Source organism: Escherichia sp. 10290 (genome assembly GCF_030295155.1).
In the GTDB taxonomy this organism is placed as follows: domain Bacteria; phylum Pseudomonadota; class Gammaproteobacteria; order Enterobacterales; family Enterobacteriaceae; genus Escherichia; species Escherichia coli_F.
On sequence record NZ_AP025741.1, the window covers coordinates 1,283,237 to 1,307,260 of the forward strand.

The 24,024-nt window shown below is 48.8% G+C and carries 30 protein-coding genes; 28 read left to right on the forward strand and 2 right to left on the reverse strand.

What is annotated here, in order from left to right; all coding sequences use genetic code 11:
- Genes QUE74_RS06245 through QUE74_RS06275 form a run of 7 tightly spaced genes read left to right on the forward strand, consistent with a single transcriptional unit; the run spans nt 1 to nt 2,248 of the window.
- The gene (locus QUE74_RS06245) at nt 1-363 is read left to right on the forward strand and encodes a phage protein NinX family protein (RefSeq protein ID WP_032177434.1); all 363 of its coding nucleotides are present in this window, start codon (nt 1-3) and stop codon (nt 361-363) included.
- Entirely contained in the window at nt 356-532 is a 177-nt protein-coding gene (locus tag QUE74_RS06250; protein ID WP_016262210.1) for a protein NinF, read from the forward strand. Before QUE74_RS06245 ends, QUE74_RS06250 begins: the two co-directional genes overlap by 8 nt.
- Nucleotides 525-794 (forward strand): hypothetical protein, encoded by a 270-nt coding sequence (locus tag QUE74_RS06255; RefSeq protein WP_001279421.1) that lies wholly within the window; start codon nt 525-527, stop codon nt 792-794. The genes QUE74_RS06250 and QUE74_RS06255 overlap by 8 nt, the downstream gene beginning before the upstream one ends.
- Nucleotides 794-1,084: a DUF1364 domain-containing protein gene (locus QUE74_RS06260; RefSeq protein WP_097468586.1), complete on the forward strand. Its 291-nt coding sequence runs from the start codon at nt 794-796 to the stop codon at nt 1,082-1,084. The genes QUE74_RS06255 and QUE74_RS06260 overlap by 1 nt, the downstream gene beginning before the upstream one ends.
- On the forward strand, nt 1,081-1,443 hold the full coding sequence (locus QUE74_RS06265) for a RusA family crossover junction endodeoxyribonuclease (protein WP_025748958.1): 363 nt from the start codon (nt 1,081-1,083) through the stop codon (nt 1,441-1,443). Before QUE74_RS06260 ends, QUE74_RS06265 begins: the two co-directional genes overlap by 4 nt.
- The gene (locus QUE74_RS06270; RefSeq protein WP_000994516.1) at nt 1,440-1,628 is read left to right on the forward strand and encodes a protein ninH; all 189 of its coding nucleotides are present in this window, start codon (nt 1,440-1,442) and stop codon (nt 1,626-1,628) included. The genes QUE74_RS06265 and QUE74_RS06270 overlap by 4 nt, the downstream gene beginning before the upstream one ends.
- Nucleotides 1,625-2,248: an antitermination protein gene (locus QUE74_RS06275; protein ID WP_001235461.1), complete on the forward strand. Its 624-nt coding sequence runs from the start codon at nt 1,625-1,627 to the stop codon at nt 2,246-2,248. Before QUE74_RS06270 ends, QUE74_RS06275 begins: the two co-directional genes overlap by 4 nt.
- A gap of 140 nt (nt 2,249-2,388) precedes the next feature.
- On the opposite strand, the gene QUE74_RS06280 is transcribed toward QUE74_RS06275, so the two are convergent.
- Nucleotides 2,389-2,571: a hypothetical protein gene (locus tag QUE74_RS06280; protein ID WP_100733882.1), complete on the reverse strand. Its 183-nt coding sequence runs from the start codon at nt 2,569-2,571 to the stop codon at nt 2,389-2,391.
- 110 nt (nt 2,572-2,681) lie between these two features.
- On the opposite strand from QUE74_RS06280, the gene QUE74_RS06285 reads away from it, so the two are divergent.
- The 21 genes from QUE74_RS06285 to torT all read left to right on the forward strand — a co-directional run bounded on the left by QUE74_RS06285 (nt 2,682) and on the right by torT (nt 23,359).
- Nucleotides 2,682-3,005: a phage holin, lambda family gene (locus QUE74_RS06285; protein WP_000783734.1), complete on the forward strand. Its 324-nt coding sequence runs from the start codon at nt 2,682-2,684 to the stop codon at nt 3,003-3,005.
- Nucleotides 2,989-3,465 (forward strand): glycoside hydrolase family 24 protein, encoded by a 477-nt coding sequence (locus tag QUE74_RS06290; RefSeq protein WP_000229392.1) that lies wholly within the window; start codon nt 2,989-2,991, stop codon nt 3,463-3,465. The genes QUE74_RS06285 and QUE74_RS06290 overlap by 17 nt, the downstream gene beginning before the upstream one ends.
- The gene (locus QUE74_RS06295; RefSeq protein WP_096964581.1) at nt 3,462-3,899 is read left to right on the forward strand and encodes a lysis protein; all 438 of its coding nucleotides are present in this window, start codon (nt 3,462-3,464) and stop codon (nt 3,897-3,899) included. The genes QUE74_RS06290 and QUE74_RS06295 overlap by 4 nt, the downstream gene beginning before the upstream one ends.
- A 595-nt stretch (nt 3,900-4,494) precedes the next feature.
- A complete protein-coding gene (locus QUE74_RS06300; protein WP_042970721.1) occupies nt 4,495-4,875 on the forward strand; it encodes a Gp49 family protein in 381 nt (126 codons plus the stop codon).
- A gap of 103 nt (nt 4,876-4,978) precedes the next feature.
- Nucleotides 4,979-5,221: a DUF2560 family protein gene (locus QUE74_RS06305; RefSeq protein ID WP_000807785.1), complete on the forward strand. Its 243-nt coding sequence runs from the start codon at nt 4,979-4,981 to the stop codon at nt 5,219-5,221.
- 2 nt (nt 5,222-5,223) lie between these two features.
- Nucleotides 5,224-5,664, forward strand: coding sequence for a hypothetical protein (locus QUE74_RS06310; protein WP_000113732.1), 441 nt, complete (start codon nt 5,224-5,226; stop codon nt 5,662-5,664).
- Nucleotides 5,661-7,076, forward strand: coding sequence for a PBSX family phage terminase large subunit (locus QUE74_RS06315; RefSeq protein ID WP_000200766.1), 1,416 nt, complete (start codon nt 5,661-5,663; stop codon nt 7,074-7,076). The genes QUE74_RS06310 and QUE74_RS06315 overlap by 4 nt, the downstream gene beginning before the upstream one ends.
- Nucleotide 7,077: 1 nt before the next feature.
- Nucleotides 7,078-9,276, forward strand: coding sequence for a portal protein (locus tag QUE74_RS06320; RefSeq protein ID WP_021514407.1), 2,199 nt, complete (start codon nt 7,078-7,080; stop codon nt 9,274-9,276).
- A gap of 90 nt (nt 9,277-9,366) precedes the next feature.
- Nucleotides 9,367-10,260, forward strand: a complete 894-nt coding sequence (locus QUE74_RS06325; RefSeq protein WP_086251806.1) for a scaffolding protein — start codon at nt 9,367-9,369, stop codon at nt 10,258-10,260.
- Between the two features lie 18 nt (nt 10,261-10,278).
- Nucleotides 10,279-11,538, forward strand: coding sequence for a P22 phage major capsid protein family protein (locus tag QUE74_RS06330; protein ID WP_033558930.1), 1,260 nt, complete (start codon nt 10,279-10,281; stop codon nt 11,536-11,538).
- 41 nt (nt 11,539-11,579) lie between these two features.
- Nucleotides 11,580-11,768, forward strand: a complete 189-nt coding sequence (locus QUE74_RS06335; RefSeq protein WP_001389518.1) for a hypothetical protein — start codon at nt 11,580-11,582, stop codon at nt 11,766-11,768.
- Nucleotides 11,749-12,210 carry a packaged DNA stabilization gp4 family protein gene (locus QUE74_RS06340; protein WP_001140510.1) on the forward strand — a complete coding sequence of 154 codons (462 nt, stop codon included), beginning with the start codon at nt 11,749-11,751 and terminating at the stop codon, nt 12,208-12,210. The genes QUE74_RS06335 and QUE74_RS06340 overlap by 20 nt, the downstream gene beginning before the upstream one ends.
- A 9-nt stretch (nt 12,211-12,219) precedes the next feature.
- The gene (locus QUE74_RS06345; protein ID WP_086251807.1) at nt 12,220-13,638 is read left to right on the forward strand and encodes a packaged DNA stabilization protein gp10; all 1,419 of its coding nucleotides are present in this window, start codon (nt 12,220-12,222) and stop codon (nt 13,636-13,638) included.
- Nucleotides 13,638-14,339 carry a phage tail protein gene (locus QUE74_RS06350; protein ID WP_286331910.1) on the forward strand — a complete coding sequence of 234 codons (702 nt, stop codon included), beginning with the start codon at nt 13,638-13,640 and terminating at the stop codon, nt 14,337-14,339. Before QUE74_RS06345 ends, QUE74_RS06350 begins: the two co-directional genes overlap by 1 nt.
- Nucleotides 14,339-14,794 (forward strand): DUF2824 family protein, encoded by a 456-nt coding sequence (locus tag QUE74_RS06355; RefSeq protein WP_016262199.1) that lies wholly within the window; start codon nt 14,339-14,341, stop codon nt 14,792-14,794. Before QUE74_RS06350 ends, QUE74_RS06355 begins: the two co-directional genes overlap by 1 nt.
- A 2-nt stretch (nt 14,795-14,796) precedes the next feature.
- Nucleotides 14,797-15,489, forward strand: a complete 693-nt coding sequence (locus tag QUE74_RS06360; protein WP_000964883.1) for a P22-gp17 family phage DNA ejection protein — start codon at nt 14,797-14,799, stop codon at nt 15,487-15,489.
- A gap of 9 nt (nt 15,490-15,498) precedes the next feature.
- On the forward strand, nt 15,499-16,794 hold the full coding sequence (locus QUE74_RS06365; protein WP_000246931.1) for a phage DNA ejection protein: 1,296 nt from the start codon (nt 15,499-15,501) through the stop codon (nt 16,792-16,794).
- Nucleotides 16,794-18,791 (forward strand): P22-gp16 family phage DNA ejection protein, encoded by a 1,998-nt coding sequence (locus QUE74_RS06370; protein WP_001029827.1) that lies wholly within the window; start codon nt 16,794-16,796, stop codon nt 18,789-18,791. Before QUE74_RS06365 ends, QUE74_RS06370 begins: the two co-directional genes overlap by 1 nt.
- A gap of 164 nt (nt 18,792-18,955) precedes the next feature.
- Nucleotides 18,956-20,875, forward strand: a complete 1,920-nt coding sequence (locus QUE74_RS06375; protein WP_286331911.1) for a phage head-binding domain-containing protein — start codon at nt 18,956-18,958, stop codon at nt 20,873-20,875.
- Nucleotides 20,875-21,999, forward strand: coding sequence for an acyltransferase family protein (locus QUE74_RS06380; RefSeq protein WP_105287369.1), 1,125 nt, complete (start codon nt 20,875-20,877; stop codon nt 21,997-21,999). Before QUE74_RS06375 ends, QUE74_RS06380 begins: the two co-directional genes overlap by 1 nt.
- A gap of 331 nt (nt 22,000-22,330) precedes the next feature.
- Nucleotides 22,331-23,359: a TMAO reductase system periplasmic protein TorT gene (torT, locus tag QUE74_RS06385; protein WP_001265010.1), complete on the forward strand. Its 1,029-nt coding sequence runs from the start codon at nt 22,331-22,333 to the stop codon at nt 23,357-23,359.
- On the opposite strand, the gene torR is transcribed toward torT, so the two are convergent.
- On the reverse strand, nt 23,332-24,024 hold the full coding sequence (torR, locus tag QUE74_RS06390; RefSeq protein ID WP_001120131.1) for a two-component system response regulator TorR: 693 nt from the start codon (nt 24,022-24,024) through the stop codon (nt 23,332-23,334). The genes torT and torR overlap by 28 nt on opposite strands.

Here is a 24,024-nt window from a genome sequence, read left to right on the forward strand (position 1 = left end):
ATGGATTATTCACAGTTAAGTGATTTTGAAATTAACGTGGCAGTATTCGAAGCCATTCATAACGGATCACCGGATTACAAAGAAGGTGAGAATGGCGCGATGGTGTTTATCTCATTTGAGGGAGACATTGTAAACGGAGACGCAGTTGAAGTAGAAGTTGAGCGCGGATCCTTTAACCCATGCGCAAACCCAGCAGACGCATGGCCGATTATTGCTGATAACGGAGTTAACATTCTCTGGGACTGGAACGAAAGCGGTTTGCACGGTGCTTCTGCCAACCCTATTTGGGAGCATGAGCATGAAAATGTTCTCCGCGCCGCCATGATTGTCTTTCTCATGATGCAGGACGCCAATAATGCTTAGCCCATCCCAATCCATTCAATACCAGAAAGAAAGCGTCGAGCGAGCTTTAACGTGCGCTAACTGCGGTCAGAAGCTGCATGTGCTTGAAGTTCACGTGTGCTCCGATTGCTGCGCAGAACTGATGAGCGATCCGAATAGCTCAATGTACGAGGAAGAAGACGATGAGTGATTTCTCTGAGCTTATTTCCTTCAAAAAAGACAGAGAAGAAATGCGGACTGAATCTGTCTATTACGTTCAACACCGGAATAAACGCTCGGTGCTTGATCAGGAGTTGGTTATTACCGGAGACCTGGCATTCAGAACATATAAGGCCAGCATGGAAATGAAGGATTTCCCTAAATGTGGTTCTGAAAGAGAAGCTGCGTTAAAGCTGGCTGAGTGGATGCAGAGAATGGCTGCTGCAATTGAGAATTACTGGAGTGAACCATAATGGCTAACCTACGCAAAGAAGCACGCGGCAGAGAATGCCAGGTACGTATTTACGGAATATGCAATGGTAATCCTGAAACTACAGTTCTGGCACATTACCGGATGGCTGGAATTTGCGGAACGGGAATGAAGCCTGACGACCTGATCGGTGCATGGGCTTGTAGTGACTGCCACGCGGAGATCGACCGACGCACCCATAATCTCGACAACAAAGACGCCAGACTTTACCACCTCGAAGGCGTGATCAGGACGCAGGCGATACTGCTGAAGGAGGGGAAGATTAAGTCATGAGCGAATATCAGTTTGTGCTTCCATACCCGCCGTCGGTGAACACCTACTGGCGAAGACGGGGAAGCCAATACTACATCAGCGATAAAGGCCAGAAATACCGAAAAGACGTTCAGCAAATCATCCGCCAACTTAAGTTAGACATTTTCACCAAATCACGACTCCGCATCAAAGTCATCGCAGACGTTCCAGACTCCCGCCGCCGCGACCTCGACAACATCCTGAAAGGTTTACTCGACTCCCTTATCCACGCCGGATTTGCGGAAGACGACGAGCAATTCGATGACATTCGCGTAATTCGTGGCGTGAAAGTACCAGGCGGAAGGCTTGGAATAAAAATCACCGAACTGGAGAACGCATGAACGCCACAATTCAAACGATACCAGAGCTTCTTATCCAGACACGAGGCAATCAGACTGAAGTGGCAAGGATGCTTTCCTGCGCAAGAGGAACAGTGCTCAAGTACAACCGAGACAGCAAAGGCGAGCGTCATGTAATAGTTAACGGCGTCCTGATGGTCAAACAGGGCAAGAGGGGAAGACGATGAGACTCGAAAGCGTAGCTAAATTTCATTCGCCAAAAAGCCCGATGATGAGCGACTCACCACGGGCCACGGCTTCTGACTCTCTTTCCGGTACTGATGTGATGGCTGCTATGGGGATGGCGCAATCACAAGCCGGATTCGGAATGGCTGCATTCTGCGGTAAGCATGAACTCAGCCAGAACGACAAACAAAAGGCTATCAACTATCTGATGCAATTTGCACACAAGGTATCGGGGAAATACCGTGGTGTGGCAAAGCTTGAAGGAAATACTAAGGCAAAGGTACTGCAAGTGCTCGCAACATTCGCTTATGCGGATTATTGCCGTAGTGCCGCGACGCCGGGCGCAAGATGCAGAGATTGTCACGGTACAGGCCGTGCGGTTGATATAGCAAAAACAGAGCAGTGGGGGAGAGTTGTTGAGAAAGAATGCGGAAGATGCAAAGGTGTCGGCTATTCAAGGATGCCAGCAAGCGCCGCATATCGCGCTGTGACGATGCTAATCCCAAATCTTACCCAACCCACCTGGTCACGCACTGTTAAGCCGCTGTATGACGCTCTGGTGGTGCAATGCCACAAAGAAGAGTCAATCGCAGACAACATTTTGAATGCGGTCACACGTTAGCAGCATGATTGCCACGGATGGCAACAAATTAACGGCATAATATTGACTTTTTGAATAAAGTTGGGTAAATTTGACTCAACGATGGATAAATGCACTCGTTAAATAAAGCCCTGAGTTAATAGCTCGGGGCTTTTTGCGTTTTAAGCACGACCTTTCTGAAAGCGCATCAAACCAAATACCAGACAGACCAAAATAATCACCTTATCCGCTGTGGCTACGGTGCGGTGTGCTTTGCATAAAAGAAAACCAGCGCAATGGCTGGCTTCGTGAAAGCGGGTGGCATGAGGTTGCGCTAACAACTTCCTGCCGTTTTGCCCGTGCATATCGGTCACGAACAAATCTGATTACTAAACACAGTAGCCTGGATTTGTTCTATCAGTAATCGACCTTATTCCTAATTAAATAGAGCAAATCCCCTTATTGGGGGTAAGACATGAAGATGCCAGAAAAACATGACCTGTTAGCCGCTATTCTCGCGGCAAAGGAACAAGGCATCGGGGCAATCCTTGCGTTTGCAATGGCGTACCTTCGCGGCAGATATAATGGCGGTGCGTTTACAAAAACAGTAATCGACGCAACGATGTGCGCCATTATCGCCTGGTTCATTCGTGACCTTCTCGACTTCGCCGGACTAAGTAGCAATCTCGCTTATATAACGAGCGTGTTCATCGGCTACATCGGTACTGACTCGATTGGTTCGCTTATCAAACGCTTCGCTGCTAAAAAAGCCGGAGTAGAAGATGGTGGAAATCAATAATCAACGTAAGGCGTTCCTCGATATGCTGGCGTGGTCAGAGGGAACTGATAACGGACGGCAGAAAACCAGAAATCATGGTTATGACGTCATTGTAGGCGGAGAGCTATTCACTGATTACTCCGATCACCCTCGCAAACTTGTCACGCTAAACCCCAAACTCAAATCAACAGCCGCCGGACGTTACCAGCTTCTTTCCCGTTGGTGGGATGCCTACCGTAAGCAGCTTGGCCTGAAAGACTTCTCTCCAAAAAGCCAGGACGCTGTGGCATTGCAACAGATTAAAGAGCGTGGCGCTTTACCGATGATTGATCGCGGCGATATTCGTCAGGCTATCGACCGTTGCAGCAATATCTGGGCTTCACTGCCGGGGGCTGGTTATGGTCAGTTCGAGCATAAGGCTGACAGCCTGATTGCAAAATTCAAAGAGGCTGGCGGAACGGTCAGAGAGATTGAGGTATGAGCAGAGTCACCGCGATTATCTCCGCTCTGGTTATCTGCATCATCGTCTGTCTGTCATGGGCTGTTAATCATTACCGGGATAACGCCATCGCCTACAAAGCCCAGCGCGACAAAGCCACATCCATCATCGCTGACATGCAGAAGCGTCAACGTGATGTAGCAGAACTTGACGCCAGATACACAAAGGAGCTTGCTGATGCTAACGCGACTATCGAAAGCCTCCGTGCTGATGTTTCTGCTGGGCGTAAGCGCCTGCAAGTCGCCGCCACCTGTGCAAAGTCAACGACCGGAGCCAGCAGCATGGGCGATGGAGAAAGCCCAAGACTTACAGCAGATGCTGAACTCAATTATTACCGTCTCCGAAGTGGAATCGACAAGATAACCGCGCAGGTTAACTACCTGCAGGAATACATCAGGACGCAATGCCTGAAATGATCGGGCGATGAAAACCAAAAAAACAGGAGCAATACATGACTAAGCTTTATCACCGCATCTCAACTTTTCTCTCTGGTTGCTGGGCGTTTATCACGTCTATTTCGTTCGCCATCTTTAGTTTCGGTAGCACAGCGTGCTCGCTTAGTCGGGGTCTGTGGCGTGCTATTTCAGCACTAGCGCCGAAATTTTTACCTGAAAAGGCTGTTTGGCGAATTGTAGAGCGAATGTGTAGTGAGAGCGTTCGCGAGAAGATTAACGTATTTGGACGTCATCCTCGAAATACAGGCGCATTGTGCAGTCCGTTACTGTAGTCATTACAAAGCCCATCTACGGGTGGGCTTGATAATGAAACCGTGATTTACATCCCCACAATCCGGGTATGTAAAAGATAGTTCAGGCGAGAACGGATTTAACTAAATCTGTGCGCCACCAGTTAACGGCAGTACAGCGAAACAACCCAAGCCAGAAAGTGGGGAAATAACACTGGCAGCCACTGAAAGATGAACCTCCTGCCTGATGGCAAAAAAGATTCTTTGTGGTGGCGGACTGATGGAAAGACATCCTAATCAAGCAACCACTCCACAGGGTCATAATTATGAACGACCAGCAAATCGAAAAAGAAATCGTTGAGAAAGGCCAAACGGCACCGCGAATCACCCCGCAGCACATCGAAGACGTGATTAAAAGCGAGCATTACTTTACTGCTTATGATGGACGAAATGGTGCCATTTCCAGCAACGAATATTGTGGCAGGGAAAAACCAGAAGAAGGCGATCGTGATTTATCACCATTGAAGTTGCTCACTTTCTGCGTACTGGTGCTGAAGAATGGCTTCACCGTCACCGGAGAGAGTGCCTGTGCAAGCCCGGAAAACTTTGATGCAGAAATTGGTAGGAAGATTGCCCGGCAAAATGCTGTAAACAAAATCTGGATGCTCGAAGGTTACTTGCTGAAGCAGAAGCTAAGCGAACAGTAGTTATTACAAAAGCCATTCCCTACAGAGTGGCTTTGATAATGGCTTATACCCTACACGGGATATCTTAACTGATATCCCTTTTAACGGATAAACGGAGCCAACAATGGCAGAGATTATTCCCATGACTGAAGAACAGAAATTCCAGTTAGAGATTTACAAACTGGTCATGAACCAGAACGCAGCCGCAGAGGAGGCATTTCAGTTCATTGGCACTGACGAGCTGAAGCTTGAGCTATTCAAAATTCACTTCCAGTCAGGTGGCGCTAATTCGGATATCACGATCCGCACATTCGAAGCGGTGCGTAAATCGAAGGAAGCGTTAGACCTGTTCACTACCGGAGCATAAACATGGCGCGCCCAACAAAGTATCAAGAGGCGTACGCCGAACAGGCACGCAAACTGTGCTTGCTGGGCTATACAGACGCAGAACTTGCTGATTTCTTTGAAGTCAGTGAGTCAACTATTAACAAGTGGAAGCTTGATTATCCTAAGTTTTCGGAGTCCATAAAAAAGGGTAAGGCCGTCGCTGATGCAGAAGTTAGTGATCGTCTTTATCAACGCGCTATGGGCTTCGTGGCTCCAGATATCGATATTCGTGTTATTGAAAACAGAATTGTCGAAACTCCGCTTGAGAAGTATTACCCGCCTGATACAACCGCTGCCATTTTCTGGCTTAAGAACCGACAGAAGGATAAATGGCGCGACAAGGTTGATCACGAGCTAACAGGCAAAGACGGCGGCGCAATCCAGATTGAAACATCACCGATGAGTACTCTATTCGGAAAATGACCTCGATTAATCCTATCTTTGAACCGTTCATTGAGGCGCATCGCTACAAAGTTGCCAAAGGCGGTCGAGGTAGCGGTAAGTCATGGGCAATTGCGAGGCTGCTTGTTGAAGCGGCGCGTCGGCAGCCTGTGCGTATTCTCTGCGCTCGTGAACTGCAAAACAGTATCAGCGATTCGGTAATCCGGTTGCTTGAAGACACCATAGAGCGGGAAGGGTATTCGGCCGAGTTTGAAATTCAGCGTTCCATGATTCGTCATCTCGGAACGAATGCTGAATTCATGTTCTACGGCATCAAAAACAACCCGACGAAGATTAAATCGCTCGAAGGCATTGATATCTGCTGGGTGGAAGAAGCGGAAGCGGTAACGAAGGAATCATGGGATATCCTGATCCCAACCATCCGTAAGCCGTTCTCTGAAATATGGGTGAGCTTTAACCCGAAGAACATCCTCGACGATACCTATCAGCGATTCGTCGTAAATCCTCCCGATGATATTTGTCTGCTGACGGTGAACTACACCGACAATCCGCACTTTCCTGAAGTTCTCCGTCTGGAGATGGAAGAGTGCAAACGCAGAAATCCGACACTGTATCGTCACATCTGGCTTGGTGAGCCAGTGAGCGCAAGTGATATGGCAATCATCAAACGAGAATGGCTTGAAGCTGCAACCGATGCGCACAAGAAACTCGGATGGAAAGCGAAAGGCGCGGTTGTTTCTGCGCATGACCCATCAGATACAGGGCCAGATGCTAAAGGTTATGCATCGCGTCACGGTTCGGTAGTTAAGCGCATTGCCGAAGGCCTGCTGATGGACATCAACGAGGGTGCTGACTGGGCTACTTCGCTGGCGATTGAAGACGGCGCTGACCATTACCTGTGGGATGGTGATGGCGTCGGTGCGGGGCTACGCAGACAGACAACGGAAGCGTTCTCCGGCAAGAAAATCACCGCCACGATGTTCAAGGGTAGCGAATCGCCATTCGATGAAGATGCGCCGTATCAGGCCGGAGCATGGGCTGATGAAGTCGTACAGGGTGACAACGTTCGCACTATTGGCGATGTATTCCGCAATAAGCGAGCGCAATTCTATTACGCGCTGGCTGACAGACTGTATCTGACATATCGGGCGGTTGTTCACGGTGAGTATGCAGACCCCGACGACATGCTGAGTTTCGACAAAGAAGCGATAGGCGAGAAGATGCTGGAGAAGCTGTTTGCAGAACTTACGCAGATTCAGCGCAAATTCAATAACAACGGGAAGCTGGAACTTATGACTAAGGTCGAAATGAAGCAGAAGCTCGGTATCCCATCTCCTAACCTGGCTGATGCGCTGATGATGTGTATGCATTGCCCGGAGTCGGCTGCGCAACCCGACTATTCCAGTTACTCAATTCCTTGTGGTGTAGGTTGATATGGCAGAAAAAAAGATGACTGACTGGCATCGCAAGGTGCTGTGCAACTTTGATAATGCCTGGTCAGCAACGCAGGATATGCGTGAGCAGATTATTGAGGCTCAACGTTTCGTCCGGGTATCCGGCGCACAGTGGGAAGGCAGCACAAACGCTGGTTACTCATTTGATGAAGGCAGGTTCGAGCATTATCCGCGTTTTGAACTGAATAAGATTGCCCGTGAATGTGATCGCATCATTGGCGAGTATCGACAGAATCGCATCAGCGTTAAATTCAGGCCGAAGGACGATAAGGCATCGGAAGCGTTAGCCGAAAAGATGAACGGCAAATTCCGCGCTGACTATCAGGAAACATCCGGTGGCGAAGCGTGTGATAACGCATTTGATGATGCTGTAACGGGCGGATTCGGTTGTTTCCGCATGTGTGCCGATTACGAAGATGAAATGGATCCGAGTAACGAGCAGCGACGCATCAGTCTTCTTCCTGTTTACGACCCAGCGACATGCGTCTTCTTCGATCAGGACAGCAAGCAATATGACCGCTCTGATGCTATGTGGGCTATGGAAATGTTCTCCATGACGCCTAAAGCGTTCGAGGCTGAATACCCTGATTCCATCGCGGCAAGCCTTTCTCGTGATGACACTGGCACTCAATATGACTGGTCAACGCCCGATGCCATCTATGTTGGACGCTACTACGAAGTTCGCATAGAGAAGGTGAAGCTCACGGCGTGGCGCAACCCTGTTAGCGGAGAAACGGCAATCTATGATGAAGAGCAAATCAAAGATATTGTTGACGAACTGACCGATGGCGCATTCGAACTGATTGGCGAGCGGACAGTGAAGAAACGCCGCGTTTATTGCGGCCTTCTGTCTGGCGCTGAATGGCTGGAAGAACCGAAGCGTATTCCTGGCGAACATATTCCTCTCATCCCGGTATATGGGCGTCGCTCATTTGTTGATAATCAGGAGCGAATCGAAGGCCACGCTGCAAAAGCGATGGATGCACAGCGTCTTGAGAACCTGATGGTTTCCATGATTGCAGATAACGCTACTCAGGCTGGCGGTGATGGCATTCCTATCGTGGATGTTGATTTCATTCCCGGTCCATTAATGAATTACTGGGCAGAGAGGAATAAGAAAAGACCTGCAGTTCTTCCCATGACCAGCAAGAAGGACAAAAACGGAACGGTCATTTCAGAGGCTCAGGTTGCTGGCTGGACACCTCCGACACAAATGCCTCCTGCTCTTGCCGGGCTATTGCAGTACACCGGAACGGCTATTCAGCAAATTACAGGTGCGTCGCAGCTTGAGAACATGCCGAGCAACGTCGCTACCGATACCGTTGATAGCATCTTTAACCGGATGGACACGCAGTCCTATATCTACATGGACAACATGGCTAAATCCATGCGCCGTGCTGGCGTCGTGTGGCTTTCTATGGCTCGTGAAGTCTATGGCAGCGATACGCCAATGCGCATCGTTAATGAGGATGGCAGCGATGACGTGGCGCTGATGACTGGTGAAGTGGTTGACCGTCAGACAGGGCAGGTTATCGCGCTTAACGACCTTTCGCAGGGTAACTATGAAGTGACTGTCGATGTCGGTCAGTCGTTCGCTACTCGCCGTGATGCAACGGTTAAGTCGTTACTTTCCATGCTGGCACTTATCCCGCCAGGAACGCCGAAGCATGACCTTGTATCGTCGATGATTCTCGACAATATGGACGGCGAAGGGATGGACGACCTGAAAGAATACAACCGCAATCAGTTGCTTCTGTCTGGCGTTATCAAGCCGAGAACGCCTGAAGAACAGCAGATGGTTGAACAGGCGAAACAACAACAGGCCAGTCAGCCAGATCCGGCTATGGTTGCAGCGCAAGGTCAGCTTCTTGCTGGTCAGGCTGAATTGCAGAAAGCGCAGAACGAACAGGCAGCCATTCAGGTTAAAGCATTCCAGGCACAGACTGATGCTCAGGTTGCAGCGGCAAACGTTGTGAAAATCCTCGCATCTGCCGATAGCCAGCAGAAATCTGATATCCGCGAGGCTCTGAAACTGCTCGGACAGTTCCAGCAACAGCAAGGAGACAATGCCCGTGCTGATGCAGAGCTTGTCCTGAAAAGTCAGGCACAGGGACATGCGCAGCGCATGGACATCAGCAGCATCCTGCAAAAATCAACTCAGCAACAACCACAGCAGTAATTAACCCATAACGTGCAATGGCTGTCTTTATGAGGCCTGGCACCCTATTGCCTTCCGATGGGCTGAACATCGAGTAAACAGGGGTAACAAATGGACCAGATGGCAGAAAACACACCAGAAGTTGAAATCGAAACCGACGCGTCAGAGCAGATTCCTGATGATGTCGAACGGGCTGAAGAAGTCGAAACAGAAGATGGCAGTGAGTCCTCCGGCAATGATGCAGAGGAAGCTACTGAAACTGATGACGACGAATCAGAACAGGAATTCTACTTTGGTGACGAAAAGCTGGATTCGCCAACCAGCGAAGATGGCGCAGAGCATGGACTGGTAAAACACCTGCGCAAGACGATTAAAGAGAAAGACCGCGAGCTGAAAGAGCTGATGCGTCAGTCTCAGAAACCCGTCGAGCAGCAGCCGGTAATCACTCAACCACCGCGAATGCCAAAACTGGACGATGAGGACATCGGTTTCGATGAAGAAATCTACCAGCAACGCATGGCTAAGTGGGCAGAGGATAACGGCAAGTACCAGCAACAGGAGATGGCTCGCAAGCAAAAGGAGCAGGAGATTCAGGCTGCCTATCAAGAGCGATTATCCAAATATCAGCAACGTGTTAAGGCTCTCAAAGTTCCTGGCTATCAGGAAGCTGAGCAGGCCGTACTCGAGGAAATCCCCATCGAGACACAAAACGCGATCCTGTTTGAGTCAGAGAAGCCGGAAATCGTTGTTCTGGCACTCGGTCGCAACGCTGAACTGCGCAAGCAACTGGCAGAAGCTACCAACCCCGTAGCAATTGGTCGTCTGCTGGAACGTATCGAATCGAAGGCCAGAATCATGCCAAAAGCAAAAACCACGGCAGCCACAACCCCGACAGTCAAGGGGAGCAACGGCGCAGTAATCAATAACCTCGACAAACTGAAAGCCAAGGCGCTGGAAACTGGTGACTGGACGCCGTATTTCGCCGCTAAAAAGGCAAAAAAATAACCTATCGGAGCATTAAGCATGGCTAACCAATTAGCAAAAGACCTTGAAATCATGTTCGAAAACTACGTTGAAGGCTTTGAGGCCGCCTGCGTAGTTTCCCGTAACGCTAAAAAATTCCGTCCCGGTGATACCGCAATGCAGAGAGCAGGTGATGTTCTGTATCGTCCGCAGCATTACCACATGAACATTGAGGAAGGCCTCGATCTCAGCAGCAAAACGCCAACAGCACTGGTTCAGCGCCTTGTTCCTTCTGTGTTCAAGGAGCCGAAAAACATTCTGTACACTCTGGATGCGCGTGAAATGCGTGACCCGGAACATAAAACTGAAGCTGGTCGAGCCGCAGGTATGCGCCTTGCTGCACAGATTGACTCTGACCTGATTTCCATGGTCACGCAGCGTGCTACTAACGTGGTCGCAATTCCTGCCTCAGAAAATGGCTCACGGGGCCTTGCCTTGTGGAATGGTGCGGCAGATATTGATGCCACCATGACGGCGATTGGTGTACCTCAGGGTATCAACCGTCGCTCTTTCTGGAACCCCTTCAACTACAAAGACCTTGCTGGCGAGCTTGGTCACCGTGCCTACGCTCAGGGCGCAACCCTGACAGCATACGAAAAAGCGCAGATCCCTCCGGTTGCTTCCTTTGATAGCTACAAGACCGATATTTCCGGTCGATTACCGGCAGGAAGCACTGAAACCTTGACAGTATCAAATCAACCTGAACACAAGGTTGAAGCGAAAGATTCAAATGGCATGCCTGTTGATAACCGACAGGGGACCATTACGGTATCTGCTAAAGGCTTGCAGGTTGGCGATGCGTTTACCATCGCAGGTGTGAATTCCGTACACCAGATCACCAAAGATACCACCGGGCAGCCGCAGGTATTCCGCGTTCTGGCAGTAGACACAGCAGGAACCACCGTAACAATCTCTCCAAAGATTCTCCCTGTTGGAAATGCCGATGTTGCGAGCCGTCCATATGCAAACGTCGATGCCAAGCCGGCAGAAACTGCAGCAATCACCATTCTCAACAAAAATGCCGCACCGGCTAACCTGTTCTGGGCTGATGGTTCTGTTGAACTGATGTACGGCAAACTGGCGTTCCCGACTGGTCAGGGTCCACAGGTAATGACAGCAACCACCGAGCAGGGCGCTACGCTGATCATGTCTTACGCCTTCGACCACATCAAAGGCGTAACCACTGCTCGTTTCACCACTCTGTACGGTTGCTCTGTACTTGTTCCTGAATATACGGGCATCGTTATTGCCGGGCAGTAATTTTGGTGGGGCTTCGGCCCCATTTTTATTGGGAGAAGACAATGGCACGAACAATGCTCTATAAGCCTGGCAACATGATCACCTGTGGTCAGTTTGCTGTCGATTACATCATTGTTGATGACGAAGAAGTTAAATCTCACCTGAAAAAAGGCTGGGTAAAAACTCCTGAAGAAACCGCAACGAAGCAAAAAGTGGCTAAGGCGGAAGAAGATGGCGAAAACGAAGGGTGATCTCGTTCTTAAGGCTTTACGAAAAGCCGGGCTGTATTCCAATGCCACGTTGACAGATGCCGACCCTCAGGCAATTGAAGATGCCATTAATGACCTCGAAGACATGATGGCAGCATGGCAGGCGAAAGGTATCGAGCTTGGATATCAGTTTGCTGATACAGAAAACGGCATCATGCCGTTACCTGACGATGATTCAGGTATCCCTGCATGGGCAAATGATGGCGTCGCTTTGAAGCTCGCTGTGCAGGTGTGCATGGATAACGTCATTCAGCCGTCGGATGCTCTCCTGACCGCTGCTGACAGTGCATATCAGACAATCTGTATCGCTTTAACCAAAATACCACCACTTGAGCGACGAAATGACATGCCTCGCGGTAGTGGTAACAAAAGCGCGTTTACGTGGAATCGGTTTTACATCGAGAAAGATGATCCGAGTACGTGAGGTGAATAAATGCCGATTCAGCAACTTCCACTTATGAAAGGTGTCGGCAAAGACTTTCGAAACGCCGACTATATCGACTATCTGCCAGTGAATATGTTGGCTACACCCAAAGAAATCCTGAACAGCAGCGGATATCTTCGCTCATTCCCGGGCATTGCCAAACGTTCTGATGTGAACGGCGTATCGCGAGGCGTCGAGTACAACATGGCGCAGAGTGCTGTTTATCGCGTGTGTGGTGGGAAGCTGTACAAAGGAGAAAGTGAGGTCGGTGATGTTGCCGGAAGTGGTCGCGTATCAATGGCGCATGGTCGAACATCACAGGCGGTAGGCGTTAACGGGCAACTGGTCGAGTATCGCTATGATGGCACGGTTAAAACCGTCTCAAACTGGCCTGCGGACAGCGGATTCACGCAGTATGAGTTAGGGTCCGTCCGCGACATTACGCGCTTACGCGGGCGTTATGCGTGGTCAAAAGACGGTACTGATTCATGGTTTATCACTGACCCTGAAGACGAATCGCACCCTGACCGCTACAGCGCACAATATCGCGCAGAATCGCAGCCTGACGGCATCATCGGCATCGGAACATGGCGAGACTTCATCGTATGCTTTGGTTCATCAACGATTGAATATTTCTCCCTGACTGGTGCAACCACCGTTGGTGCTGCTTTGTATGTCGCGCAGCCATCGCTGATGGTGCAAAAAGGCATCGCCGGAACTTACTGCAAAACGCCGTTTGCTGATTCCTATGCGTTCATCAGCAATCCGGCAACAGGTGCGCCGTCTGTGTACATCATCGGCTCCGGTCAGGTGTCACCAATCGCCAGCGCGAGCATTGAGAAAATACTACGCTCCTACACTGCTGATGAACTGGCTGATGGCGTGATGGAATCGTTGCGGTTTGATGCTCATGAGTTGCTGATTATTCACCTGCCGCGCCATGTTCTTGTTTACGACGCATCTTCAAGTGCCAATGGTCCGCAATGGTGTGTGCTGAAAACAGGCCTGTATGACGATGTGTACCGCGCTATCGACTTCATTTACGAAGGCAATCAGATAACGTGCGGCGATAAGCTAGAGTCCGTGACCGGGAAATTGCAGTTCGATATCAGCAGCCAGTACGACAAGCAACAGGAGCACCTGCTGTTTACTCCGTTGTTCAAAGCAGATAACGCCAGAGTTTTCGACCTTGAAGTTGAATCTTCAACTGGAGTTGCGCAGTATGCTGACCGCCTTTTTCTCTCTGCAACCACTGACGGCATCAATTACGGACGTGAGCAGATGATTGAGCAGAATGAACCGTTCGTTTACGACAAACGCGTTTTGTGGAAGCGAGTAGGGCGCATCAGGAAAAATGTCGGCTTCAAATTGCGCGTTATCACGAAGTCACCTGTAACTCTGTCTGGCGCTCAGATAAGGATTGAGTAATGGCGGATTCATCACTGAATAATCCTGTCGCGGTTCAGGCTACGCGCCTTGATGCTTCAATTTTGCCACGCAATATATTCAGCCAGTCTTACCTGCTGTATGTCATTAATCAGGGGGCTGATGTCGGCGCAATTGCCGGGAAGGCAAATCAGGCTGGTCAGGGCGCTTATGATGCCCAAGTAAAAAACGATGAACAGGATGTCGAACTGGCTGACCACGATGCAAGAATCACCGCAAACACAAAAGCGATAAATCTCCTTGAGGTCAGGTTAACAACCGCCGAAGGGAAGATAGTCGTACTGCGCAGCGATGTTGATTACTTGCTGGATGAGGTTATCGATATTCAGGCGCATCTGGTCACTGTTGACAAAAGACTGGATGGCGTAGAAAGCGATGTATTTGACATTAAGAGTGATTACGTATCGAAAACTGTAACCAAATCGCAGTCTCTTGCGTCACCGCTGGATGTAAAAACATCATATTCAGTTGATGGAATTCAGGTTGTTGGAGCAAGAAATACCGGATGGACTGCAGCCACAGGTACGCCACTTCTTGGCTCATTCAACGCTAACCAGTCATACACTGTCGGCACTACGTACACACAATCCGAAGTCGCAGCTCTCGCTACAGGTTTGCAGCAGGCGCGGCAGCGTATTCTGGCGCTTGAAACGGCACTTAGATTACATGGGCTGATTGACTGATGATTACATTCAAACCAACGCGAAACATCGACCTGATAGAAGCAGTCGGAAATCACCCTGACATTATCGCCGGGAGCAACAACGGCGATGGATACGACTACAAACCTGAATGCCGTTACTTTGAGGTGAGCGTGCACGGGCAGTTCGGCGGCATTGTTTACTATCAGGAGATTCAGCCGCTGACATTCGATTGCCACGCCATGTACCTGCCAGAGGTTCGTGGATTCAGCAAGGAAATCGGTCTGGCGTTCTGGCGATACATTCTGACTAACACCACCGTTCAGTGCGTCACATCGTTCGCTGCACGCAAATTCCGCCACGGGCAGATGTACTGCGCAATGATTGGCCTTAAGCGTGTAGGAACCATCAAGAAATACTTCAAAGGCGTGGATGACGTGACTTTTTACAGCGCAACACGCGAAGAACTAATCGACTTCCTGAATCACGGGAGATAGCCATGTTATATGCATTTAAGCTGGGCAGAAAACTGCGCGGCGAGGAACCTTATTGCCCTGAAAAAGGCGGGAAAGGTGGCAGCTCTGATAAAAGCGCAAAGTATGCAGCAGAAGCTCAGAAGTATGCCGCAGACCTGCAAAATCAGCAGTGGCAGACGATCATGAAAAATCTTGCTCCGTTCACGCCTCTTGCGGAGCAGTATGTTAACCAGTTGCAGAATCTTTCCAGTTTAGAAGGTCAGGGGCAGGCACTTAATCAGTATTACAACTCTCAGCAGTATAAAGACCTTGCAGGTCAGGCGCGTTACCAGAGTCTTGCTGCTGCGGAGGCGACGGGTGGACTTGGTTCGACAGCCACAAGCAATCAACTGGCTACGATCGCGCCGACACTCGGTCAGTCTTGGTTATCAAATCAGATGAGCAATTACAACAATCTGGCAAACGTTGGGCTTGGTGCGCTGCAAGGTCAGGCAAACGCCGGGCAGACGTACGCCAACAACATGAGCAGCATTGCACAGCAAAGCGCAGCTCTTGCCGCTGCTAATGCCAATAAACCATCAAGTCTTCAGACTGCAATTAGCGGTGGCACGTCTGGTGCGATTGCCGGTGCAGGTCTTGCCAGCCTTTTGGGAACATCAACACCTTGGGGCGCTGGCATTGGTGCTGGTATTGGATTGCTTAGCTCGTTGTTTTAAGGGGTAATCATGGCTACTTGGCAAGGATCAAATGGCGGATTGTTAGCTGGTATCGGCGGCGTCAACTCAAACGCTCCGAGCGTAAATGACATCGGCAATACGCTTCAGCTTATCAGGCAGAACAATGATATTGAGCGTTCAGGCGCTAACAATGTTGGGCTGACTGCTTTGCAAGGTCTTTCAGGTATTGCAGGGGTGTTTCAGCAGGAAAAGCAGGCTCAGCGGCAGAAAGAATTTCAGCAGGCGTACGCTAATGCTTATGCGTCTGGTGATCGCGGTGCTTTGCGTCAGTTGGCTACTCAATATCCAGACCAGATTGAATCCGTTCGTAAAGGCATGGGATTCATTGATGAAGATCAGCGTAATTCTATCGGCACCTTAGCGGCTGGCGCACGCCTTGCGTCATCGTCTCCAGAAGCAATGCAATCATGGCTGCAAAACAACGCCAAGGAACTGACTCGCGTCGGTGTTGACCCTAACAGCGTTGCTCAGATGTATCAGCAGAACCCTTCAGGATTTGGTGAGTTTGTTGATCACCTTGGGATGGCTGCGCTTGGTCCGATTGATTACTTCAATGTTCAGGACAAGATGGCTGGTCGTGAAATTGACCGAGGCAGACTGGCAGAGACAATCCGCAGCAATCAGGCCGGAGAAGCACTAACAGCTCGAGGTCAGGACATCCAGATACGTGGACAGAACATCAGCGCACAGAATGCTGCTCTTTCCCGCGAAATACAAAGAGCAGAATTACAAGAAAAGGCTCTGGACAGACAAATAGCCAGAGAAAGCAATCAGTTAAAGCTTGAAGAGCTAAAACAGAAACAGGCAGATGTTCGGCAAAAGGCTGACATAGCCCGCGCTGACAGGCAGGCCGCTGCTCAGGGTGCAGTTGATACGTTCAGCACCGCGCTTGATTCTCTCAACGAGATAGAGCAAAGCCCCGGCCTTTCAAAAGCAGTAGGAATTCGCTCAGCGTTTCCGACAGTTCCTGGCTCTGATGCGGCTAACTTTGAAGCAAGGCTCGACACCTTTAAAGCTCAAACATTCCTTCCTATGGTGCAGTCCCTGAAGGGTATGGGCGCTCTTTCAGATGCTGAGGGTAAAAAATTATCCGATGCGGTTGGTGCCCTAAGCCCCAAAATGAGTGAAAAGGCTTTTCGTGACTCTATCGGAAAGATTAGAAATCAGCTTGAAAGCAAGTTGAGCACTGTTAAAAAACAGTTTGATTATCAGGAGCCGGTGCAGAATATTCCAAGGCAACAATCTACTACTGGCAGTAACTTTTCTTCACTATGGGGTGATTAATGGCTAAAGCATGGAAAGATGTTATCGCCTCTCCACAGTATCAGGCGTTAGCACCAGAACAAAAAGCGCAGGCTCAGGAGCAATACTTCAATGAAGTCGTGGCCCCGCAAGCCGGAGAAAATGCAGAGCAGGCTAAGCAAGCTTTCTATGCAGCCTATCCATTGCCATCTGTGCAGCCAGTGGAGACACAGCAACCAGTAGCACAGCAACAACCACAGCAAAGTGGATTTATGTCTGATCTTGGTGAAGCAGTGAAAGAGACTGGTCGCGGACTGGTGCAGGCTGGCGTGAACGTGGCAAACATACCTGCATCAGTTGCCGATGCTGTAACAAGCGCGGCTGCATGGGCTGGCGGTAAACTCGGCATTGGCGATGGAACATATCAACCCGCGCCACGAGTAACAACGCATGGATTAGAGCAGGACTTTGGCCTTCAGCAAGGTGCGCTGACTCCACAAACGACAGAGGGCAGGGTATTTGCTGAAGCATTGCCTTACCTCACACCTGCCGGCGTTGAGAGAGCGGCAACACAGGCACCAACACTTGCTGGTCGAATTGCTCAGGGTGCAACTCGCCTTCTCGCTGAAAACGCAGTTGGATCACTTGCTGCAAACAGTGTGAAAGATGATGCGGAAGCACTAGCCACCGACTTAGGCGTTGGCGTTCTGGCTGGCGGAGCTATTAACGCTGCCGGACGTGGATTAGGTGCTGCTTATCGTGGAGTTCGTGGTGCGATAGCGCCAGAAGCGCAACAGGCTATCAGGTTTGCAGAGCGTGAAGGAGTGCCTCTGCACACCACAGACCTGTTACAACCTACTTCCCGCGTCGGAAAAATGGCGCAGACTACAGCAGAAAATATCCCTCTGGCTGGCACAAGCGGAATGAGAGCAACGCAACAGGAAGCGAGAAGCCAGTTGGTGCAGAGATTTGCTGATAAATTCGGTGAGTATGATCCAGCGGTTGTTATTGACAGCCTTAAAGCGAAAACATCAGGAATTCGTCGTGCTGCCGGTAATCGACTGGAGCAGGTTCAGAATGCTATGGCTGGAGTAAACATTCAGCCTGTGCGAGCAATTCAGCAGATTGATACTGAGATATCTAACCTGCAGAAGCTTGGTAAGGTCGCTGATAACGAGACGATTTCAAAACTTCAATCCTATCGTGATGAGCTTATTCGCAATGCTGGTCCTGATGGTCCGGTAAATCTGGATTTGAAGCAATTAAGCGATCTGCGCAGCCAGTTCAGAATGGACGTGAAGGGGGAACGACCAGTGTTACCAAACCGTTCCGATGCTGCCATTCAGCGCGTTTACAAGGCGATGACAGACGATATCAATGGTGCCATTGGTCAGAATCTTGGCAATGATACTCTCCGTAAATATCAGCAGGCCAATGCCGTCTACGCTGACGAAGCGGCGAAACTAAAGAATACCAGGCTGAAGAATGTTCTCATGAAAGGCGACCTGACACCGGAAGTTGTCAACAACATGCTATTCAGCAAGAACAAATCGGAAATTAAGACGCTGTATAACTCAGTTGGTCGTGTTGGCAGGGCGCAAATGCGCAATGGCATCATTGGAAAGGCGATGGAGAAATCTGGCGGATCCCCTGACCAGTTCCTTCGGCAGCTTAACATCCTGCAAAACCAGACTGGCATCACATTTAAGGGGCAGGACGCTGCTTATCTGAAAGGATTAAAAAACTACCTGCAATCCACGCAGCAGGCTGCAAAAGCGGCAGTAACAACACCCACAGGGCAGCAAACTATCCCGTTCATAATTGGGTATGGGACGGCAATGAACCCGGCGACAACTGGCGCAGCAGTAAGCTACGGACTTCTTACTCGCGCCTATGAGAGCGAGCCATTCAGAAATGCAATGCTACGAATGGCAAATACCCCACGCGGATCAACAGCGTTTGAGAAAGCCATGCAGCAGGCACAAAAGGTAATTAACGCTATGACGCAGGGGGCTAAGTCTGATGCGTTGTCAGAATAGCTTTGCAAACACCAGGAACGTGCAAAAACCAAATATATAGAGCGCAATATTCAACAGATCTCTTTGCATAGACTCATCTCATAATTAACAAATCATAACTGACATTAGTGCAATGCTGGGCAAGTTGCATCTTGTTCGGCATTGCTACGTCCGGAGCAAATTAAATGACAGACATTACAGCCAATGTTGTAGTGAGTATGCCTTCGCAACTCTTCACTATGGCGCGTTCTTTTAAAGCCGTAGCCAATGGTAAAATTTATATCGGTAAAATTGACACTGACCCGGTAAATCCTGAAAACCAGATTCAGGTTTATGTGGAGAACGAAGACGGCTCTCACGTTCCTGTATCGCAGCCAATCATCATTAACGCTGCTGGATATCCGGTATATAACGGACAAATTGCCAAGTTCGTCACTGTGCAAGGTCACTCGATGGCTGTGTATGACGCATTTAATGCACGACAGTTCTACCACCCAAATGTACTCAAGTACGATCCAGATCAATTCAAGCAGCAGCTAGCAAGCTCAGAAGATGGAATGGGTGACGCACTAGTTGCAGTTAAGCAGCCATATATCGGCTCAATAGCTTTAACTCAACATGATAAAAATACCAACTTCATTTCAGCCAAGGATTTCGGTGCAACAGCTGACGGAACTCTGCATCCACTCAGCGAGAAATTCTCCACACTATCAGCGGCGCAGGCTGTTTATCCATTCGTAACATCACTAACTCAGTCTCTTGACTATGCAGGCATACAGGCCGCAATTAATACAGGGCGGAATGTATTATTGACATCTGGAACTTACTTCGTAAATGCAACGATAGAGATGAATTCAAACTGCACAATAAATGGCGAAACAAACAGCAACATAAATAGGCCGGAAACTTTCATAGCAGTAATGGGAAATATAGCTTGTTTCCATTACCACGCAGCGTTTAATACAATAAATATTGAAAATGTCTATATTTTTTACGATGGAGGACGCCCTATATCACCTACTGGCAATGATGGTAAAATTGGCATTCTAATTGATGGAGGAACTACTTCACCAGGCGTTATGCACATTAAAAATGTTGAGGTTGATGGTGCATGGTGGGCCATATATGATGACTCTGGAAATTACCTAACAAAGTATACCCAGGTATGGGCGAGGAGAGTTGCGCATGGTTTCTATAAGGCGAACGGAACGACAATACAGTGGGATACATGTTATGTGCTGGATGCAGCACAGGCATGGTATGTTGTAAATTGCCTGTCTCCTCAGCTAATAAACTGTGCAGGAGACCAGATCACAGTTGACGGGTCGCAATATACATTTGATTCCTCAGGGTTATATTTTTCTGGATGTAAGTGTCTTACTATTACAGGGTATGATGGTGAGTCTAATATAATAAAAAATACAAATGGAATTACTGCGTCGTATATAAAACTTAATGATACTATTGCCCATATATCAGGATTGGCCGGGCATGGAAACTCAATGCAAACAACGGGGAGTGGGACAGCAGCATTTATCTTTGCAACAGGCACAAGCATTGTTAACATAAAATCAAGTACCGATAGCTTCCTTGATAGCGAATCAATAACCTACACTGGCTCTGGATACCCAAACACATTGCTGACAGACTCAACAGCAAAAATAATTGCTGAGGGATGCCGGTTTAAGGCTCCGACTGGTGGGACTCCTGTAATATCAACTTACAGCACAGGGAATGGAGTATTTACTGACTGCTCATTAACTGGGACGCAAACTTCAGGCTCATATGTTGAATCACGAAGCTCTGCAGGTAATCAGTTGCCAGCAGTGTACACAGCGAAAGGAACTCAGGCTGTTGCAGCTAACGTAGCAACTACGTTGTTTGAACTGCCAAATAGCCAAGGGATGTACCTGATAAGCGTTTGGGCAGAAAGCAGTGGAACAAATTTCTCTTCGCTTCAGCTTGCCATGTGGGACGGAACAACACTTACTTTAACTCCGCTTAAGTCAGGAGGGTTGATATCATTTACAGTGACAGGAAGGATTGTAACCATCACAAGCCAGGGAACAACAACATTTAACTGGACATACACCAAGGCAGGGTGATGAAAATGCGCATGGATGCGCTTCTTGTTTACCTTGAAATGTGCTACATTTTCGCAGATGTTCACTCCATATCTGGGAAAGAAATGAAAGGTAAAATCAAGTCTCTTGATGGACTAAGGGCAATAGCGGTATTCCTTGTAATAATAGCCCACGCTACAGGAATATATTTTCATGAGTATGAGGTTATGCTTGGTGGAAGTTCACAGTTTGGCGTTTGGATATTCTTTGTTCTCAGCGCATTTTTGCTAACCAGTAGATTTATTTCTACCGGATTTTCCTGGCGGTCTCTTTTAAGTTATTTCCTTGGAAGAACAATGAGAATCCTTCCGGTGTTCGCAATAGCTGTTCTCGTGTATTCATATTTTGGGTATTTTGATTTGAATACGGCAATCTCAATCATAACGATGAAAGAGGCCATGCTTCATTTCTGGACAATACCAATTGAGTATAAATTCTACTTCATACTTCCATTCTTTGCGTATGCTGGTGTCGCAATTCAAAAAGTGTACAATGGAAAAGCAGCGGCATTCCTTATTTTCGCACTGGCTGTATTGCTACAGGGATTGTACCCTGCGATGGATAGTGCGTATGGCGGAATGGTGATGTGGTATTTCCCACTGTTTGCTTGCGGAATGATTGCAGCATTTCTCTATCACGATAATTTCCTTAAAATTGGTCAAGAGTTGTCTGATATAGCCTTCCTGTTCTTTATTGTATCAATGCTTATTGCACTGCCTAAAGTTATGTGGAAGTTAACTGGTGGGTTTACTGATGGATGGGTTCTCAACAAATTTATTTTCTATGCGCCAATATTTGGACTCATTGTTCTGCTAATGAGCTATGGAGAAGGTGTATTTGCTTGGGCTCTGTCAACACCGTTAATGTCTTACATTGGTAAATGGAGCTTCTCTATATACCTATGGCACTTCCTGATTCTAGCAATGGGTGTGTGGTACGTAGGAATCAGTTTCTATATGTATATAGCAACGATGGTAGCATCAATCTTAGTTGGGGCGGTAAGTTTTTATCTAATCGAAAACCCAATGGAAAAGCTTAGGCATAAAATTATGGGTATGATTACTAAAATGCAGGATTCCAAAATCACTGAATCAAGCAGAGCATAACCATAACAATCGACCTAAAGAGATCACCAAACTGAGCATGGTTGAAAATTCAACTAACCCAGTGCGTTGACAAAAAATTAGCGCAAGAAGACAAAAAATCACCTTGCGCTAATACTCTGTTACAGGTCACTAATACCATCTAAGTAGTTGATTCATAGTGACTGGATATGTTGTGTTTTGTCGCGTTTTGCAGTCTATTATTTAATCATTAAGTAATCTAATGCTATGATTTTTAAATTATTTATGTGATTTTGTCATCCTTTAGGTGAAAAAGGTTGAGTCGCAAAGCGGAATGCATCTAGCATAAAGCCTTATTATTGATGAGGCTATCATGCGCGTACTGCTATTGTTACTTCTTTCCCTTTTCATGTTGCCTGGATTTTCGGCTGATAACTTGTTGCGCTGGCATGATGCGCAGCATTTCTCGGTGCAACCCTCTACACCGCTTAAAGCCAAACGTTCATGGAAACTGTGCGCGCTTTATCCCAGCCTGAAAGATTCATACTGGTTATCGTTGAACTATGGTATGCAGGAGGCTGCTCGCCGCTACGGTGTGGATTTAAAAGTGCTGGAGGCAGGCGGCTACAGCCAGTTGGCTACCCAGCAAGCACAAATCGACCAGTGCAAACAGTGGGGGGCAGAGGCCATTTTGCTCGGTAGTAGCACGACGTCATTTCCCGACCTGCAAAAGCAGGTAGCAAGTCTGCCGGTGATCGAACTGGTAAATGCTATTGATGCTCCCCAGGTGAAAAGCCGCGTTGGTGTGCCGTGGTTTCAGATGGGCTATCAACCAGGGCGATATCTGGTGCAATGGAGTCACGGAAAACCACTGAACGTGCTGTTGATGCCCGGCCCCGATAACGCCGGGGGCAGTAAGGAGATGGTAGAGGGTTTCCGCGCCGCCATTGCCGGAAGCCCGGTGCGTATTGTCGATATTGCGCTCGGCGACAACGATATTGAAATCCAGCGTAACCTGTTGCAGGAGATGTTGGAGCGCCATCCAGAAATCGACGTTGTGGCCGGAACGGCGATTGCGGCAGAGGCGGCAATGGGTGAAGGGCGTAACCTGAAAACGCCGCTTACCGTGGTGTCGTTTTATCTTTCACATCAGGTGTATCGCGGGTTGAAGCGGGGAAGAGTGATTATGGCTGCCAGCGATCAAATGGTCTGGCAGGGGGAACTGGCGGTTGAGCAAGCGATCAGGCAATTACAGGGACAATCGGTGTCTGATAATGTCAGCCCACCGATTTTAGTCCTGACGCCGAAAAATGCCGACCGCGAACATATCCGCCGCTCGCTGTCACCAGGGGGATTTCGTCCGGTCTATTTTTATCAGCACACATCAGCGGCTAAGAAATAACCTTCGCCATGTTGTGTCACCAGTAAATCCGCGCTGAGTTTATGACGTAAACGACGAATTAACACATCGACGGTGCGCAGGTCGGGGTTTTCCACCCGGCGCGCAGAAAGCATACGCAGCAGACGTTCACGGCTGAGAATTTCGCCCGGATTGGTCACAAATGCCACCAACATTTCATACTCTGCGCGGGTTAGTTTAATCGGTTCGCCATCAAGCTCCAGCGTATGGCGCGACACATTCAGGCAATAACCGGCAAAGCGATAGCAGTTGTCCTGAGTGAGCGGTTGAGCCTGTCGCGCGAGGTCGATTCGCCAGAGCAGATTTTTCACCCGTACCACCAGTTCGCGCAGTTCCAGCGGCTTGGTGACGTAATCGTCTGCGCCCATTTCCAGCCCAACAATACGGTCAATCCGATCGCTGCGTCCGGTAACCAGAATAATACCCACCGTCGAACGTTCCCGCAGGGCGCGGGTTAACATCAGGCCATTTTCATCGGGCAAATTGATATCCAGCAGAATTAAATCCACTGGCTGGTTTTGCATAATTTCACGCAGCCCGGCACCGCTCGCCGTAACGGAAACCGTATACCCCTCCTGAGTGAAGTAGGTTTGTAATCGCGCCTGGGTAACCGGCTCATCTTCAACAATAACAATGTGATGTGGCAT

What these genes read in the sequence shown, in the direction of transcription:
- QUE74_RS06245 (WP_032177434.1), top strand. Translation starts at nt 1, where the DNA reads ATGGATTATTCACAGTTAAGTGATTTTGAAATTAACGTGGCAGTATTC.
- QUE74_RS06250 (WP_016262210.1), top strand. Translation starts at nt 356, where the DNA reads ATGCTTAGCCCATCCCAATCCATTCAATACCAGAAAGAAAGCGTCGAG.
- QUE74_RS06255 (WP_001279421.1), top strand. Translation starts at nt 525, where the DNA reads ATGAGTGATTTCTCTGAGCTTATTTCCTTCAAAAAAGACAGAGAAGAA.
- QUE74_RS06260 (WP_097468586.1), top strand. Translation starts at nt 794, where the DNA reads ATGGCTAACCTACGCAAAGAAGCACGCGGCAGAGAATGCCAGGTACGT.
- QUE74_RS06265 (WP_025748958.1), top strand. Translation starts at nt 1,081, where the DNA reads ATGAGCGAATATCAGTTTGTGCTTCCATACCCGCCGTCGGTGAACACC.
- QUE74_RS06270 (WP_000994516.1), top strand. Translation starts at nt 1,440, where the DNA reads ATGAACGCCACAATTCAAACGATACCAGAGCTTCTTATCCAGACACGA.
- QUE74_RS06275 (WP_001235461.1), top strand. Translation starts at nt 1,625, where the DNA reads ATGAGACTCGAAAGCGTAGCTAAATTTCATTCGCCAAAAAGCCCGATG.
- QUE74_RS06280 (WP_100733882.1), bottom strand. Translation starts at nt 2,571, where the DNA reads ATGCACGGGCAAAACGGCAGGAAGTTGTTAGCGCAACCTCATGCCACC.
- QUE74_RS06285 (WP_000783734.1), top strand. Translation starts at nt 2,682, where the DNA reads ATGAAGATGCCAGAAAAACATGACCTGTTAGCCGCTATTCTCGCGGCA.
- QUE74_RS06290 (WP_000229392.1), top strand. Translation starts at nt 2,989, where the DNA reads ATGGTGGAAATCAATAATCAACGTAAGGCGTTCCTCGATATGCTGGCG.
- QUE74_RS06295 (WP_096964581.1), top strand. Translation starts at nt 3,462, where the DNA reads ATGAGCAGAGTCACCGCGATTATCTCCGCTCTGGTTATCTGCATCATC.
- QUE74_RS06300 (WP_042970721.1), top strand. Translation starts at nt 4,495, where the DNA reads ATGAACGACCAGCAAATCGAAAAAGAAATCGTTGAGAAAGGCCAAACG.
- QUE74_RS06305 (WP_000807785.1), top strand. Translation starts at nt 4,979, where the DNA reads ATGGCAGAGATTATTCCCATGACTGAAGAACAGAAATTCCAGTTAGAG.
- QUE74_RS06310 (WP_000113732.1), top strand. Translation starts at nt 5,224, where the DNA reads ATGGCGCGCCCAACAAAGTATCAAGAGGCGTACGCCGAACAGGCACGC.
- QUE74_RS06315 (WP_000200766.1), top strand. Translation starts at nt 5,661, where the DNA reads ATGACCTCGATTAATCCTATCTTTGAACCGTTCATTGAGGCGCATCGC.
- QUE74_RS06320 (WP_021514407.1), top strand. Translation starts at nt 7,078, where the DNA reads ATGGCAGAAAAAAAGATGACTGACTGGCATCGCAAGGTGCTGTGCAAC.
- QUE74_RS06325 (WP_086251806.1), top strand. Translation starts at nt 9,367, where the DNA reads ATGGACCAGATGGCAGAAAACACACCAGAAGTTGAAATCGAAACCGAC.
- QUE74_RS06330 (WP_033558930.1), top strand. Translation starts at nt 10,279, where the DNA reads ATGGCTAACCAATTAGCAAAAGACCTTGAAATCATGTTCGAAAACTAC.
- QUE74_RS06335 (WP_001389518.1), top strand. Translation starts at nt 11,580, where the DNA reads ATGGCACGAACAATGCTCTATAAGCCTGGCAACATGATCACCTGTGGT.
- QUE74_RS06340 (WP_001140510.1), top strand. Translation starts at nt 11,749, where the DNA reads ATGGCGAAAACGAAGGGTGATCTCGTTCTTAAGGCTTTACGAAAAGCC.
- QUE74_RS06345 (WP_086251807.1), top strand. Translation starts at nt 12,220, where the DNA reads ATGCCGATTCAGCAACTTCCACTTATGAAAGGTGTCGGCAAAGACTTT.
- QUE74_RS06350 (WP_286331910.1), top strand. Translation starts at nt 13,638, where the DNA reads ATGGCGGATTCATCACTGAATAATCCTGTCGCGGTTCAGGCTACGCGC.
- QUE74_RS06355 (WP_016262199.1), top strand. Translation starts at nt 14,339, where the DNA reads ATGATTACATTCAAACCAACGCGAAACATCGACCTGATAGAAGCAGTC.
- QUE74_RS06360 (WP_000964883.1), top strand. Translation starts at nt 14,797, where the DNA reads ATGTTATATGCATTTAAGCTGGGCAGAAAACTGCGCGGCGAGGAACCT.
- QUE74_RS06365 (WP_000246931.1), top strand. Translation starts at nt 15,499, where the DNA reads ATGGCTACTTGGCAAGGATCAAATGGCGGATTGTTAGCTGGTATCGGC.
- QUE74_RS06370 (WP_001029827.1), top strand. Translation starts at nt 16,794, where the DNA reads ATGGCTAAAGCATGGAAAGATGTTATCGCCTCTCCACAGTATCAGGCG.
- QUE74_RS06375 (WP_286331911.1), top strand. Translation starts at nt 18,956, where the DNA reads ATGACAGACATTACAGCCAATGTTGTAGTGAGTATGCCTTCGCAACTC.
- QUE74_RS06380 (WP_105287369.1), top strand. Translation starts at nt 20,875, where the DNA reads ATGAAAATGCGCATGGATGCGCTTCTTGTTTACCTTGAAATGTGCTAC.
- torT (WP_001265010.1), top strand. Translation starts at nt 22,331, where the DNA reads ATGCGCGTACTGCTATTGTTACTTCTTTCCCTTTTCATGTTGCCTGGA.
- torR (WP_001120131.1), bottom strand. Translation starts at nt 24,024, where the DNA reads ATGCCACATCACATTGTTATTGTTGAAGATGAGCCGGTTACCCAGGCG.